The organism is Bordetella genomosp. 8, from assembly GCF_002119685.1.
Taxonomy (GTDB): domain Bacteria; phylum Pseudomonadota; class Gammaproteobacteria; order Burkholderiales; family Burkholderiaceae_B; genus Bordetella_C.
Genome location: NZ_CP021108.1, coordinates 5843544 through 5856495, shown reverse-complemented (window position 1 = coordinate 5856495; position 12952 = coordinate 5843544). Strand labels below are relative to the sequence as shown.

At 66.9% G+C, this 12952-nt stretch carries 12 protein-coding genes; 8 read left to right on the top strand and 4 right to left on the bottom strand.

All coding sequences use genetic code 11. The features are described from left to right. Positions 1-99: 99 nt before the first annotated feature. Together CAL12_RS26495 and CAL12_RS26490 are read left to right on the top strand one after the other, a co-directional pair. The gene (locus CAL12_RS26495; RefSeq protein ID WP_086068133.1) at positions 100-819 is read left to right on the top strand and encodes a YggS family pyridoxal phosphate-dependent enzyme; all 720 of its coding nucleotides are present in this window, start codon (positions 100-102) and stop codon (positions 817-819) included. A gap of 59 nt (positions 820-878) precedes the next feature. Then, positions 879-1853, top strand: coding sequence for a Bug family tripartite tricarboxylate transporter substrate binding protein (locus CAL12_RS26490; RefSeq protein WP_086067335.1), 975 nt, complete (start codon positions 879-881; stop codon positions 1851-1853). A gap of 123 nt (positions 1854-1976) precedes the next feature. Here CAL12_RS26490 and CAL12_RS26485 read toward each other — a convergent pair whose 3' ends face one another. Both CAL12_RS26485 and CAL12_RS26480 read right to left on the bottom strand, forming a co-directional pair. Further along, the gene (locus tag CAL12_RS26485; RefSeq protein ID WP_086067334.1) at positions 1977-2546 is read right to left on the bottom strand and encodes a copper chaperone PCu(A)C; all 570 of its coding nucleotides are present in this window, start codon (positions 2544-2546) and stop codon (positions 1977-1979) included. A gap of 33 nt (positions 2547-2579) precedes the next feature. Next, the gene (locus CAL12_RS26480) at positions 2580-3482 is read right to left on the bottom strand and encodes a LysR family transcriptional regulator ArgP (RefSeq protein WP_086068132.1); all 903 of its coding nucleotides are present in this window, start codon (positions 3480-3482) and stop codon (positions 2580-2582) included. Between the two features lie 66 nt (positions 3483-3548). Between CAL12_RS26480 and CAL12_RS26475 the strand changes: the two genes are divergently transcribed. From CAL12_RS26475 to CAL12_RS26450, 6 genes are all read left to right on the top strand, one after another. Beyond that, complete coding sequence (locus CAL12_RS26475) at positions 3549-4178, top strand: LysE/ArgO family amino acid transporter (protein ID WP_086067333.1); 630 nt, start codon at positions 3549-3551, stop codon at positions 4176-4178. 311 nt (positions 4179-4489) lie between these two features. Then, positions 4490-4672 carry a hypothetical protein gene (locus tag CAL12_RS26470; protein WP_086067332.1) on the top strand — a complete coding sequence of 61 codons (183 nt, stop codon included), beginning with the start codon at positions 4490-4492 and terminating at the stop codon, positions 4670-4672. 55 nt (positions 4673-4727) lie between these two features. Continuing rightward, the gene (locus tag CAL12_RS26465; RefSeq protein ID WP_086067331.1) at positions 4728-5957 is read left to right on the top strand and encodes an ABC transporter substrate-binding protein; all 1230 of its coding nucleotides are present in this window, start codon (positions 4728-4730) and stop codon (positions 5955-5957) included. Positions 5958-6042: 85 nt separating this feature from the next. Beyond that, a complete protein-coding gene (locus CAL12_RS26460; protein WP_086067330.1) occupies positions 6043-6915 on the top strand; it encodes a branched-chain amino acid ABC transporter permease in 873 nt (290 codons plus the stop codon). A gap of 31 nt (positions 6916-6946) precedes the next feature. Then, entirely contained in the window at positions 6947-8875 is a 1929-nt protein-coding gene (locus CAL12_RS26455) for a branched-chain amino acid ABC transporter ATP-binding protein/permease (protein ID WP_086067329.1), read from the top strand. A 47-nt stretch (positions 8876-8922) separates the two neighbouring features. Next, entirely contained in the window at positions 8923-9645 is a 723-nt protein-coding gene (locus CAL12_RS26450) for an ABC transporter ATP-binding protein (RefSeq protein WP_086067328.1), read from the top strand. 22 nt (positions 9646-9667) lie between these two features. On the opposite strand, the gene CAL12_RS26445 is transcribed toward CAL12_RS26450, so the two are convergent. Together CAL12_RS26445 and CAL12_RS26440 are read right to left on the bottom strand one after the other, a co-directional pair. Further along, positions 9668-12025 (bottom strand): hypothetical protein, encoded by a 2358-nt coding sequence (locus tag CAL12_RS26445; RefSeq protein WP_157793135.1) that lies wholly within the window; start codon positions 12023-12025, stop codon positions 9668-9670. 189 nt (positions 12026-12214) lie between these two features. Beyond that, positions 12215-12901 carry a Crp/Fnr family transcriptional regulator gene (locus CAL12_RS26440; protein WP_086067326.1) on the bottom strand — a complete coding sequence of 229 codons (687 nt, stop codon included), beginning with the start codon at positions 12899-12901 and terminating at the stop codon, positions 12215-12217. Positions 12902-12952: the final 51 nt, after the last annotated feature.

Below are 12952 nucleotides of genomic sequence, written 5' to 3'. Positions count from 1 at the left end.
GCCGGAACGCGGCGAACATTCTAAACCCGCCACAGGCTCCTGATTTTTCCCGGCGCCGCGTTTCGGTTTAGACTCCTGGCTGTCCACCGCCGCATGACCATGTCTTCCACCGACTCCTTCGCCGCCCGCCTGGCGGACCTGCAGGCCCGCATCGCCGCGGCTTGCGTTCGTGCCGGCCGCGACCCGGCCGAAGTCGCCTTGCTGCCGGTCAGCAAGACCTTTCCCGCCGAGCAGATACGCGCGGCCGTGGCCCTAGGCCTGCGCCGCTTCGGCGAAAGCAAGATGCAGGAAGTCCGCGACAAGGCGGAGGCCTTGGCCGATTGCGGCATCGATTGGGTGGTGATCGGCCATCTGCAGACCAACAAGGCCAAGGATGCCGCGCGGCTGGCGGCCGAAGTGCAATCGCTCGACCGCCTGGACCTGGCACAGGCGCTGGACCGGCGCCTGCGGCAGGAAGGGCGCGCGCTGGACGTGCTGGTACAGGTCAAGACTTCCGACGAGCCCAGCAAGTACGGGCTGGAGCCGGCCGAACTGCCGGACTTCGTGCGTACGCTGGCGCGCGAGCATCCCGCGTTGCGCGTGCGCGGCCTGATGACGCTGGCGGTCAATTCGGAAGACGAAGAAGCCGTCCGGGCGTGCTTCCGCGTCCTGCGTACCTGGCGCGACCGCCTGCGCGACGAAGCCATTGCCGGCGTCGACATGCAACGCCTGTCCATGGGCATGAGCGGCGACTTCGAACTGGCCATCCAGGAAGGCTCCACGGAAGTCCGCATCGGCAGCGCGCTGTTCGGCGCGCGCGATTATGGCGCGCCGGCCTGACTTGTCGGCATAATGTGCGCCGACCCGCGCGCATCGACGCGGGTGCCACGGAGACAACCATGCTCGCTTTCGTCAGGCGCGCGGCCATCGGCGCCGCGTTCGCCGCCGCCGCCCTCGTCACGTCCGCGTACGCGCAGAATTGGCCGACGCAACCCATACGCTGGATCGTGCCCTATCCGGCCGGCGGCGGATCGGACGTGGTGGCGCGCAACGTCGGCGCCGCGCTGGAAAAGTCGCTGGGCCAGACCATCGTCGTCGAAAACCGGCCGGGCGCGGCCACCATCATCGGCGCCACCGCCATCGCGCAGGCCGTGCCCAACGGCGACACGATAGGCACGGCCGACTCGGGCACGCTGGCCTACAACCCGTCGCTGTACGCCAAGCTTTCCTACGATCCCGACAAGTTCACCTACATCGGCGGCCTGGCCAAGCTGCCGCTGCTGCTGGCCGTCAACATCAATTCGCCCTACAAGACCGTGGCCGATGTGCTGGCGGCCGCCAAGGCCACGCCGGGCAAGCTGACCGTGGCGTCGGCCGGGTCCGGATCGCCGCATCACCTGGCGCTGGAGCTGTTCAAGCAGCGCACGGGCGTCGATATGCTTCACGTTCCATACAAAGGCGCCGCGCCCGCCATCACGGATCTGCTGGGCGGCCAGGTGGACCTGATGTTCATCGACCTGGCGGCCGGGCTGCCCAATGTCAAGGCCGGCAAGCTGCGCGTGCTGGCGGCCGCCACGCCGCAGCGCCTGCCGGTGCTGCCCGACGTTCCCACCATGGCGGAGCAGGGCGTGGCCGATTTCACGGCCTACGCCTGGCAGGGCGTGGTCGGTCCCGCCGGGCTGCCCGATGCGGTGGTGAAGAAGCTCAGCGCCGATCTGCAGAAAACGCTGGCGCAGCCGGACGTCGCGGCCAAGCTGCAGGAGATGGGCGTCATTCCCATGCCCATGCCGCCGGCGGAGTTCAAGGCCTACGCCGAGCAGGAACGCGCGATGTGGGCCGGCGTGATCAAGAAGGCCAATATCAGGCTGGAATAGCAGGTCAGTAGTCAGCCTGGAGCAGCAGCCTGGAACAGCAGCCTGGAACAGCAGCCTGGAACAGCAGCCTGGAGCAGAGCAGGCCGGGTCGGCGGCAGGATCCGATCGGCCCGGTACTAGCGCCTAGCGCCCGGCAGGGGCCGGCGTGCCCTGGCCCTGCATGCCGCCCATGCTCCCCATGTTCCCCATGTGGTGCATATGGCCCATGTCGCCGCCTTGCATGTTCGCGCCCGCGCCGGGCGCCTTGTACGTCAGCGGCTTGACCTCGAACTTGACCTGCACCTCCCCGGCGTGGCGGAAGGTCAGGGTCGCCGGGATTTCCATGCCTTCCTTGAACGGCGCCTTCAGCTTTTCGAACATGACGTGGTAGCCGCCAGGCGTGAACTTGACTTCGCCCTTGGCGGGCACCGTCACGCCGCCGTCGACTTCACGCATCGTCGACACGCCGTTGCTGGTCACGGTCTGGTGCAGGCTGACGCTGCCGGCCGCATCCGACTTGATGCCGATCAACTGGTCATCCGTGGCGCCGTCGTTTTCGATTTCCATATAGCCCCCGCCCGCCGTCTGGCCGGGCGCGGTGGCGCGTACCCAGGGATCTTCGATCTCGATGTCGCGGATCTTGTAGTCATGCGCCTGCGCGGTGCCATAAAGAGCAAGGGCGACGGCGGCGATGGCCAGGCGGGAAAACGGCATAGGTAGTCTCCAAGGATGGTGGGCCTAGTTTACTCAGCCCCCGCGCCGGCGTATCAGGCCCCGCGCCGCCCCCAGCACGGCGTCCGTCAACGCCGCCATGGTGTCGGACTCCACCCGCCAATGCTGCCAGTACAGCGGAGTGTCTTCGAAGGCACGCGCCCGCAGCAGCACCAGCCGGCCGGCATCCAGGTCCGCCTGCACCAGCGCCAAGGGGTTCATGGTCCATCCCAATCCCGCCAGCGAGGCGCGCACGAAGGCGCGCGCCGAAGGCAGCCACCACACTGGCGGTTGCCAGGCCGCGCCGCGCAGGATGCGTCGGGCGAAGCGCCCCTGCAGCGCGTCCTTGCGGTTGTAGACCAGCACCGGCGCCTGGCTGAGCGAACGCGCGTCGACGCCGTCGGCGAAGTGACGCCTGTGGAAGTCGGGGCTGCACGTGGCCGCGTAGCGCATGCTGCCCAGCGCATGCAGGCGGCAGCCCTGCACCGGCTCGGCCAGCGTGGTGACCGCGCCCATCACCGCGCCGCCGCGCAGGAGCTCGGCGGTGTGGTCCTGGTCCTCCGCCCGCAGGTCCAGCGTGGCGCGCGTGCGGGCGGCGAAGTCCAACGCGGCGTCCATGAACCAGGTTTCCAGGCTGTCGTGGTTGACCGCGACCGGCAGGGTGGCCTGCGGTGCGTCTTCGGCCACGCCCAGCCGGTTCAAGGCGTCGTGCTCCAGCAGCGTCGCCTGCTCCGCCAACTGGACGAGGATCCGCCCATCCGGCGTTGCCGTCGTCGGCGTCGTCCGTTGCACCAGCAGGCGGCCGACCCGGTCCTCCAGCGCCTTGATGCGCTGGGAGACGGCCGACGGCGTCACGTGCAGGGCCGCCGCGGCGCGCTCGAAGCTGCCTTCGCGCACCACGGCGGCCAGGGCACGCAGCTGAGCATGATCCAGATTCATCGTCATTAGCGCCACTAAATATGCGTTAGGAAATTTAGCTGTTCTTCATGAACGCGGCAAGCCAGAATGGCCGCCATCATGAACGCTTCCATTTTTCTTCCCTGGCTATCCGGGCTGGGCACCGGCCTGGGCCTGTTCGCTGCCGTGGGTGCGCAAAGCGCCTTCATCCTGCGGCAAGGCCTGCAGCGCGCCCACATCGGCAGCGTGCTGGCGGTGTGCGCCGCCGCCGACGCGCTTTGCATCGCGCTCAGCGTGATGGCCTGGCGCACGCTGTCGAGCCACGCGCCCTGGATCATGCCGGCGGTGGCCTGGTCGGGCGCCGTCTTCCTGGCCCTGTATGCGGCGCGCGCGGCGCGGCGCGCCTGGTCCGCCGGCAGCGCGCTCGCGCCCGCGCGGCAGGCCGCCGGAACCCGGCGCGCCGCCATGCTGGGCGCGCTGGGCTTTACCGTGATCAATCCGCATTTCTGGATGGACGTCATCCTGGTCGGCTCGCTGGCCCAGGGTTTCGGCCACAACGCCGCGGCCTATGGCGCGGGAGCCATGACCGCCAGCCTGCTATGGCTGCTGGCCCTGGGCGGCGGTGCGCGGCTGCTGCGGCCGCTGTTTCGCGATCCGCTCGCCTGGCGCCTGCTGGATGGCGGCATGGCCATCGTCATGGCCGCGCTCGCGTGCCGGCTGCTCGCGCGCGTGCTGTAGGACGCGCACCGATAGCCGGACGAAGCCGGCTTCGCTTTGTCGACAGTTTCGCTTGCTACGCCGTGTCGTCCAGTACCCGGCAAGCCACGGCATAAGGCCATCGTGACCACCGCTTGCGCGTCAACAACGCAGTGGAACTTACGCGAAACTTTCGGCGCGCGGGCAATCCCTAATGAAAGCAGCATTGACCCACGCCGCGCGCTCACTATCATGGAACACGAGGAGACAGCGGCCGTGCATATACGCGCCGCGTGGCATGGACAGGCCGAGCACGCCACCGTGCCGTACACAAGAAGACCTAGGAGAAAGGCATGGTTTCCGCCGCCGCGGAATTCGATCACATGGGTGTCGCCACCGCCGCGACGCCGCCGCCTTTTGACTTCTGCGTCCCGCGTTTGTCACTTTTCCCCAGCTTCGTCGCACCCCTGCCGCGCATGGACGCGGCAGCGCGCGCCGGCGCGTCCGTCAGGAGGCACGCCACCGCACCCATCTGATCGCACGACAGAACGGTTTTCCAACGCAGCATCGATATCGACAACGGAGACAACGATGAATCATCGTTTAAAACTGCTGGTAGGAACCCTCGCAATTGCACTGGCCGGCGGCGCCTATGCCGCGGACCCCATCAAGATCGGCGTTTCCGGTCCTTATACCGGCGGTTCTTCCTCTATGGGCGTCAGCATGCGAGACGGCGTGCGGCTGGCGGCGGAGGAAATCAACAAGAACGGCGGCGTGCTCGGCCGGCAGCTGGTGCTGATCGAACGCGACGACGAAGCCAAGAACGAGCGCGGCGTGCAGATCGCCCAGGAATTGATCAACAAGGAACAGGTGGTCGCCACGGTTGGCTTCATCAACACCGGCGTGGCGCTGGCGTCGCAGCGTTTCTACCAGGACGCCAAGATCCCCGTCTTCAACAACGTGGCCACCGGCAGCGTGATCACCCACCAGTTCACCGATGCCGACAACTATGTGTTCCGCAATGCCGCGCACGACAGCATCCAGGCGCCCATGATCGTGGAAGAAGCGGTGGTGCGGGACGGCTACAAGAAGGTGGCGATCCTGGCCGACTCCACCAACTACGGCCAGCTCGGCCGCGAGGACCTGGAAAAGGCGCTGGCGGCCAAGGGGGTCAAGGCGGTCGCCGTGGAAAAATTCAACATCAAGGACGTCGACATGACGGCGCAGCTGCTGAAGTCCAAGCAGGCCGGCGCCGAGGCGATCCTGACCTACGGCATCGGCCCGGAACTGGCGCAGATCGCCAACGGCATGGCCAAGCTGGGCTGGAAGGTGCCCATGATAGGCAGCTGGACGCTGTCGATGGCCAACTATATCGACAACGCCGGACCCAACGGCTCGGGCGCGCGCATGCCGCAGACCTTCATCCAGGAACCCAATACGCCCAAGCGCAAGGCCTTTATCGACGCCTACCTGGCCAAGTTCAAGCCCAAGAACAACCGCATCGATTCACCCGTGTCGGCGGCCCAGGGCTATGACTCCATCTATCTGCTGGCGGCGGCCATCAAGCAGGCCAATTCCACCGAAGGACCGAAGATCCGCGCGGCCCTGGAAAACCTGCAGACGCCCGTGGAAGGCGTGGTCATGACCTACGACCATCCGTTCACGCACGACGACCACGACGCCATCACGGCCAACCTGGTGGTGTTCGGCGAGGTGAAGGACGGCCGCGTGGTCTATGCCTATCCGGACGACATCAAGGCCACGGCGCAGCCGCGCAAGAAGGACACCAGCGCCAAGGTCGCGTCGGCGCAGGCGAAGTAGCCCCGCGCGAGCCATCCCGCGGTAACTCCCGCTGCCGCCCGCGCCCTCTGGGCGCGGCGCGGCGGTTCCTTGACGTGGATGTCCCATGATTCTTCTACAGCTTATCTATAGCGGCATCGCGCTGGGCATGATCTACGCGGTGATCGCGTTCGGCTACCAGCTGACCTTCGCCACATCGGGCACGCTGAACTTCGGCCAGGGCGAAGCGCTGATGCTGGGGGCGCTGGTGGGCCTGTCCCTGGTGGGGCAGGGCGTGAACTACTGGGTCATGATTCCGCTGGTCTGCCTGTTCGGCTTCCTGCAGGGCGCGCTGGTGGAACGGGTCGGCGTGCGGCCGGCCATCAAGACGCGCTCGGAGTTCGGCTGGATCATGGCAACCATCGCGCTGGGCATCATCTTTCGCAATGTCGCGGAAAACGTATGGGGTCGCGACGACCTGCCGTTTCCATCGCCGCTGCCGATGTCGCCGATCCAGCTGGCGGGGGCCAACGTGCTGCCCATGGAGCTGCTGGTCGTGGTGGGCGCGCTGGCGATGATGCTGCTGGTGGAGCTGTTCAATCGCAGGTCCATCTACGGCAAGGCCTTCGTAGCGACGTCGGCCGACCGCGCCGCGGCGGGCCTGATGGGCATCAATACCAACCTGGTCATCACCTTGTCCTATGCGCTGTCATCGCTGACGGCGGCGTTCGCCGGCGTGCTGATCGCGCCGCTCACCTTGACGGGCGCGACCATGGGCGCGGTGCTGGGGCTGAAGGCCTTCGCCGTCGCCATCATCGGCGGCCTGTCCAGCGGCACCGGCGTCATCGTCGGCGGGCTGATCCTGGGCATCGCGGAAACGACCACCGGCTTTTATATCTCGACCGGCTACAAGGACGTGCCCGGGCTGGTGTTGCTGCTGCTCGTACTGGCCGTGAAGCCCGCCGGACTGTTCGGCAAGACCGCGATAAAAAAAGTCTAGACGAGACCCGCCACAGCGCACTGGAACCGATATGAAATCCCTGACGTTCATCGCTTCGATAGTGGGCATCGCCGCGCTGGCGGGGCTGCCGCTGGCCGTGACGAATCCGTATTACCTGCACCTGATCGAAACCATCATGATCTACGCCATCCTGCTCTTCGGGCTGGATATCGTGGTGGGCTATACCGGGCAGGTATCGCTGGGCCACGCCGGCCTGTTCGGCATCGGCTCGTATGTCGCGGGCGTGCTGGTGTTTCACCTGCAAATGCCCATCGGCATCATCCTGCCGGCCGCCATCCTGATCGCCGCCCTGTTCGGCGCGGTGCTGGCCTTGCCCGCGCTGCGGGTGACCGGCCCCTACCTGGCCATGGTCACGCTGGCCTTCGGCACCATCATCCAGATCCTGATCAACGAAATGACCTTCCTGACCGAAGGGCCGCTGGGCATCAAGATCAACAAGCCGTCCTTCAACGGCCATGTACTGACCAAGGCCGAATACTTCTGGCTGGTGGCGGTGCTGCTGGTGCTGGCGCTGCTGGTCGTGCACCGCATCCTGAAATCGCACATCGGCCGCACCTTCGAAGCCCTGCGCGACAGCCCCATCGCCGCCGACTGCATGGGCGTATCCGTCTACCGCTACAAGGTCGTGGCCTTCGTGATCAGCGCCGGCTTCGCCGGACTGGCGGGCGCGTTGTACTCGTATTCGGAGCAGTACATCTCGCCCAACACCTACAACTTCGAACTCACCATCCTGTTCCTGCTGGCCATCATCATGGGCGGGCGCAAATCGCGGATCGGCGCGCTGCTGGGCGCCGCGATCGTCGTATTGCTGCCCAAGATGCTGGACGACATCGGCACCTTCCGCGCGATCGCGCTGACGCTGGCCATCCTGATGGCGGTGGGCGCGGCGATCGCCATCGCCAAGGGGCGCGCGACGCCGAATCGGCTGGCGGTGCCCGTGGCCGGCACCATCCTGCTCGCGGTGTTTTCCTTCTGGGTCGAGGCCTTGACCGACTGGCGCCTGACCATCTTCGGGGCCATGATCCTGTTCGTGGTGTATTACCTGCCCGACGGCATCGTCGGCTTCGTGCGCAACCTGTTCTTCCAGACCGGCCGCAAGGCCCTGGCGGTCAGCACGGAGCTGGCGCATCGCATCGAGGCCGTGCCGCGAGCCGCGGGCGCGGACGGCGGCGACGTCCTGCTCAACGCCAAGGGCGTGGTGATGCAGTTCGGCGGGCTCAAGGCCCTGAACCAGGTCGACCTGGTGGTGCGGCGTGGCACCATCCACGGCCTGATCGGCCCCAATGGTTCAGGCAAGAGCACGATGATGAACGTGCTGACCGGCATCTACGTACCCACCGGCGGCACCGTGGAATTCAACGGCCGATCGCTGGCCGGCATGGTACCGGCGCAGATCGCCGGCGCCGGCATCGCCCGCACCTTCCAGAACGTCGCCCTGTTCGGCGAGATGACCGCCCTGGAAAACGTGCTGGTGGGCCTGCACCACAGCTTCCGGACCGGACTGACCAACATCGCGCTGCACACCTCCCGCTGGAAGGGTGAGGAAACCGCCGCGCGCGCCCGTGCGCTGGCCCTCCTGGACTTCGTCGGGCTGGAATCGTATGCGGCGGAAGAGGCCCGCAACCTGCCCTATGGCAAGCAGCGCCTGCTGGAAATCGCCCGCGCCCTGGCGCTGGACCCGCAACTGCTGCTGCTGGATGAGCCGGCCGCGGGCCTGACCGCCCCGGACATCGCGGAACTGCTGCAGATCATCCGCAAGGTGCGCGACCACGGCATCACGCTGATCCTGATCGAACACCACATGGACGTGGTGATGAGCGTCTGCGACACCGTTTCGGTGCTGGACTTCGGCCAGAAGATCTCCGAAGGCCAGCCGGCCCAGGTGCAGGCCGACAGCCGCGTCGTCGAAGCCTATCTGGGCGGCGCGGTCACGGCCTAGGCCGGCCAGGTGTGGCGCAACAGCCGGACACGAGGAGAACAACCGTCATGTTATCGATCAGCAACCTGGAAGCCGGCTACGGCAAGGTCAAGGTATTGCACGGGATCAGCATGGAAGTGCCGCAAGCCAAGGTGGTGACCCTGATCGGCTCCAACGGCGCCGGCAAGACCACCACCATGCGTGCCCTGTCCGGCATGATCAAGCCCAGCGCAGGCGAGATTACGCTGGAAGGCCGCCGCATCGATGGCCTGGAGTCGCACCGCATCGCGCGACTGGGCTTGGCGCATTCGCCGGAAGGGCGGCGCGTCTTTCCCACCTTGTCCGTCACGGACAACCTGCTGCTGGGCGCCTATCCCCGGCTGACCGGCAGCCGCCCGCGCGGCGATGTCCGGGCCGACCTGGACCGCGCCATGGACCTGTTCCCCCGCTTGAAGGAAAGGCGCGACCAGCTGGCCGGCACCTTGTCGGGCGGCGAGCAGCAGATGCTGGCGATGGCACGCGCCGTCATGCTGAATCCGCAGCTGGTCCTGCTGGACGAGCCGTCCATGGGCCTGGCGCCCATCCTGGTGGAGGAAGTGTTCCGCATCATCGGCCGCTTGAAGGAGCAGGGGGTGACCATGCTGCTGGTCGAGCAGTTCGCTGCCGCCGCGCTGAACGTCGCCGACTACGGCTATGTGCTGGAAAACGGCCGTATTTCCGTGCATGGCACGCCGCAGAAACTGAAGGGCGATCCGGCGGTGGTCGCCGCCTACCTGGGCACCAGCCACTAACGCACCGATTACAGCGCGCCGGCTACCGATCCGCCGGTAGCAGCGGCAGGATGACAGGGTCCGAGCGTATGGCGACGTAGGCATACGCGGCTTCCGCATGGCCGCCCTGCACCGCCAGCATCATGCCCGCCTTGCCGTCGCCGTCTATCGCGTCGAGCATATCCGGCAGGCGTGCGCTCAACCAGGGCGCCGTGCCGGCATCGCCCAGGAATTTGACGATGACGTCGTGGAAGGCCTTGACGACCGCGGCATGGCCGTTCGCCAGGGCGTAGGCCAATCCCGAGTCGCCCGTCTCCGCCGTCGCCGTCAGCATGTCCGGCAGTGCTCCCAGCAGGGCGGGCCGGATCGCCGTCCAGGCCGGCTCGGCGAGCAATCCGCTGACGCCGTCGTAATAGGCCTGCACCGCCGCGGCGTGGCCGCTGGCCATGGCGAAGGAAAGCGATGGCGCGCCAAGGAAGTCAACGGCGCGCAGCAGTTTGGGCAGCGCGGGGTGGATGTGCGCGCGGATGTTCGCGTCCTTGAGCAGTTCCTTCAACAGCATGAAGAACGCCTCCACCGGCGCGGCGCGGCCGGAGCGCAAGGCGCTGGATAGCACGGGCGAGCCCATGTGCAAGGCGTTCAGCAAGCGGCCTATCCTGGGCGCGACGAAATCCAGCAGTCCCGATGCGCGCCACGACGCAAGCCACGCCATGACGGACGCGGCGGCGTCGTCGGCCAGCAGGGCGTTGCGCAGTTCGGGGATGGCGTGGGAGCGCAGCAGGTCATGGACGATATCGACCCGTACCGCCAGCCTGGCGGACCAGTGCCGGGTCACGGCTGGAATGGAGCGCAGCATGTTCGCGCGCAACAGGCCGGTGAGCAGCCTGTCGCGTTCGTACGGCGTGAACGTGCCTATGGTGCGCGCATGGGCATCGAGGTATTGCGCCGTCCCATGCTCGCCCAGCCGCGTCAGGAAGCGTTCGGCGCAGTCGGGATCGTTCACCCAGCGTATCGGCATTCGCGCCAGATGGGCCGTGTCGGTGTTCACTATGGCCTGCGTCAACGCCGGCCTGGGCGGGAGATGGCTGTCGTCCAGCCTTGCGTCCCGCCACCGCATCAGGTCGGGCAGGGTCGCCAGCTCGATGTCCACGGCAGTGGCGTTCCATAGCGGCGCGGCGAAGGCCGCGCTGGTTTCGGCGCGCGCGACCCATGCCAGCTGGCCGTAGGCGAACAGCGCGGCCCGGGTGCCGTCCGCCTCGATCCACTCGCCGTAGTTCCTCGGCTGGTTGCCCGCTCGCAATAGTCGCAGTTCCGCCATGGTGCGCAGTATGTCCAGGGCGATCAGCGATGCATCGGTGCGCGGCAGGTAGGTGCAGGCATCGTCAAGTTGTTGCAGCCTGACGAAGCTGCGCAGGCGCAGGTCGCTTTCGCGGTGCCGCCATGTCTGCGTGTCGGCGTCCAGGCTTTCGCCATCCTCCCAGGTCAGGCCGCAGTCGCCGCCGATCTGGCGCAACTTGTCCATGAAGGCATCCTGCACGGTGGGCGTCCAGGATACCCAAGACGAGTCCCGATGCGCGGGCAGGTATTCGTTGAACCGGGCCAGGCAGGTTTCCGCCAGCGTCAGGGCAAGCCGGTCCGGCGTCAACGCCGTGCCGAGACGGTCGACGCAGATATGCAGGAACTTGTATTCCTGCGCCTCGGGCATCCTCGTGCCATCGGGGTCCGCGTCGAATCCATAACCGCCGGCCAGGCTGTTCCACGCGGTGGTGACGTAGTGGATTTCGTTGCCGGGGTGATAGCCGGGCCGCCGCCCGAAGTATTCCTGCACCGCGCCCAACAGCGTGTCGCGCGCGGCCTGCTCCTTGATTTCCCAGAGCGTGCCGCGCACGCCGCCGGCGGCCAGGGCCAGCTTGCGCGCCGCCGATACGAGATTCGACACCGCGCCGTCGGCGCATTCCGTGATGCCCAGCGCCAGGTTGCGGATGGCGGCTTTCTTCACGTCCAGGTCCATCGTGTCGTGGCGGATCATCCAGCAGAATTCGTCCAGCGATTGTTTGCCGCGCGAATCCACGATGCTGGCGCGGGTACTGAAATAGTGCGGGTCGTCGAAGCGATGGCGAAAGAAGGTGTCCAGGTTCGCCGCGATGCCCGCCGCGTCGGGCAAGCGATGCCGTTCGCAGAAGTCGGATAGAAACGCGAGGCAGGCGCGCATTTCCTCCTTGTAGGCCGGGAAGTCCGGCCCGTCGCGGAATGCGTCATGCGAGCCATGCAGCGCTTCCGAATAGCTGATCGGCGCGGCATCGTCCACCGGCCCGTCCCCGGCGTGTTCGAGCTGGCGGGATGGCGGGGTGTAGGGGCTCCAGAATGAGGTGTCGAAGTGCGGCTGGACTTGAAGATACATGGGATGGCGACGGGCGATGGCGTAGGGGGGCGGCGGAGGCGGTCGGGATGGGGCGGAGGGGTGGGTCGGCAAGCTTGCGCCGTGTGTCCTGCGGCACCCCGCCGAGTTCCATGCGCCCGATCGCGCCACGTGTCCGGCGGCACGTATCCAGCACTACCTATCGGGCGCCGCGTATCCCGCGCCGTGCGGCTAGCGCCGCTTGGCGGCCTCGTAGTCCTTCAGGCCATTCAGGTCCAGCACCCGCACGCCGCGATACTCCACCTTCAGCAGCCCCGCCTGCTGAAGGTTGCAGAGCGCGCGATTGGCGCGCTGCCGCGATACCCGGGCCAGGTAGCCGACTTCTTCCTGCGTGATGCTGAGCCGCAACCCCATGCCGGGGTACAGGATGGGATTGAACAGCTCCGCCAGGCAGCGCGCCACCCGCGCGTCGGCATCCAGCAGTCGGTCGTTCTCCGCCTTGCCGATGAACTGCGCCACGCGTTCGTTCAGCAGGTGCAGCAGGTAGCGGTTGAAGGGAATGCTGCTGTCCAGGAGCGATTCGAACGTGGCCGCCGGCAGGCGCGCGATCACCGAGTCGCGCAACGCGACCACGTCGTACTTGCGCGCTTCGCGCTTCAACAGCGAGCCTTCACCGAACCAGCCGCCGGCGGGCACGCCGGTCAGCGACGCCATGCGCCCCTCGGCATTGCCGACCGAGACCTTCACCAGGCCCGCCAGCACGCCTATCCACGCCTGTGCCATCTGGCCCTTGCGCTCGATGATGGTGCCCGCCGGCACTTGCTGCACCGTCAGGTCTTTTTCCACGCGGGCTTGTTCGTCCGGTGTCAGCAAACGAAACCACGCAGCAGCCAATTGCAAGGAGTCGATGACTTGCATCGGGATATACCCTAGATCGTCCCTGAATCGCCCGAAATTGTCGCGAATGCG

Bases quoted from the DNA above. Each gene is read 5' to 3' on its own strand.
- CAL12_RS26485 (WP_086067334.1), bottom strand. From the start codon at position 2,546: ATGCCGTTTTCCCGCCTGGCCATCGCCGCCGTCGCCCTTGCTCTTTAT.
- CAL12_RS26455 (WP_086067329.1), top strand. From the start codon at position 6,947: ATGAAATCCCTGACGTTCATCGCTTCGATAGTGGGCATCGCCGCGCTG.
- CAL12_RS26445 (WP_157793135.1), bottom strand. From the start codon at position 12,025: ATGTATCTTCAAGTCCAGCCGCACTTCGACACCTCATTCTGGAGCCCC.
- CAL12_RS26440 (WP_086067326.1), bottom strand. From the start codon at position 12,901: ATGCAAGTCATCGACTCCTTGCAATTGGCTGCTGCGTGGTTTCGTTTG.
- CAL12_RS26475 (WP_086067333.1), top strand. From the start codon at position 3,549: ATGGCCGCCATCATGAACGCTTCCATTTTTCTTCCCTGGCTATCCGGG.
- CAL12_RS26490 (WP_086067335.1), top strand. From the start codon at position 879: ATGCTCGCTTTCGTCAGGCGCGCGGCCATCGGCGCCGCGTTCGCCGCC.
- CAL12_RS26460 (WP_086067330.1), top strand. From the start codon at position 6,043: ATGATTCTTCTACAGCTTATCTATAGCGGCATCGCGCTGGGCATGATC.
- CAL12_RS26470 (WP_086067332.1), top strand. From the start codon at position 4,490: ATGGTTTCCGCCGCCGCGGAATTCGATCACATGGGTGTCGCCACCGCC.
- CAL12_RS26480 (WP_086068132.1), bottom strand. From the start codon at position 3,482: ATGAATCTGGATCATGCTCAGCTGCGTGCCCTGGCCGCCGTGGTGCGC.
- CAL12_RS26450 (WP_086067328.1), top strand. From the start codon at position 8,923: ATGTTATCGATCAGCAACCTGGAAGCCGGCTACGGCAAGGTCAAGGTA.
- CAL12_RS26465 (WP_086067331.1), top strand. From the start codon at position 4,728: ATGAATCATCGTTTAAAACTGCTGGTAGGAACCCTCGCAATTGCACTG.
- CAL12_RS26495 (WP_086068133.1), top strand. From the start codon at position 100: ATGTCTTCCACCGACTCCTTCGCCGCCCGCCTGGCGGACCTGCAGGCC.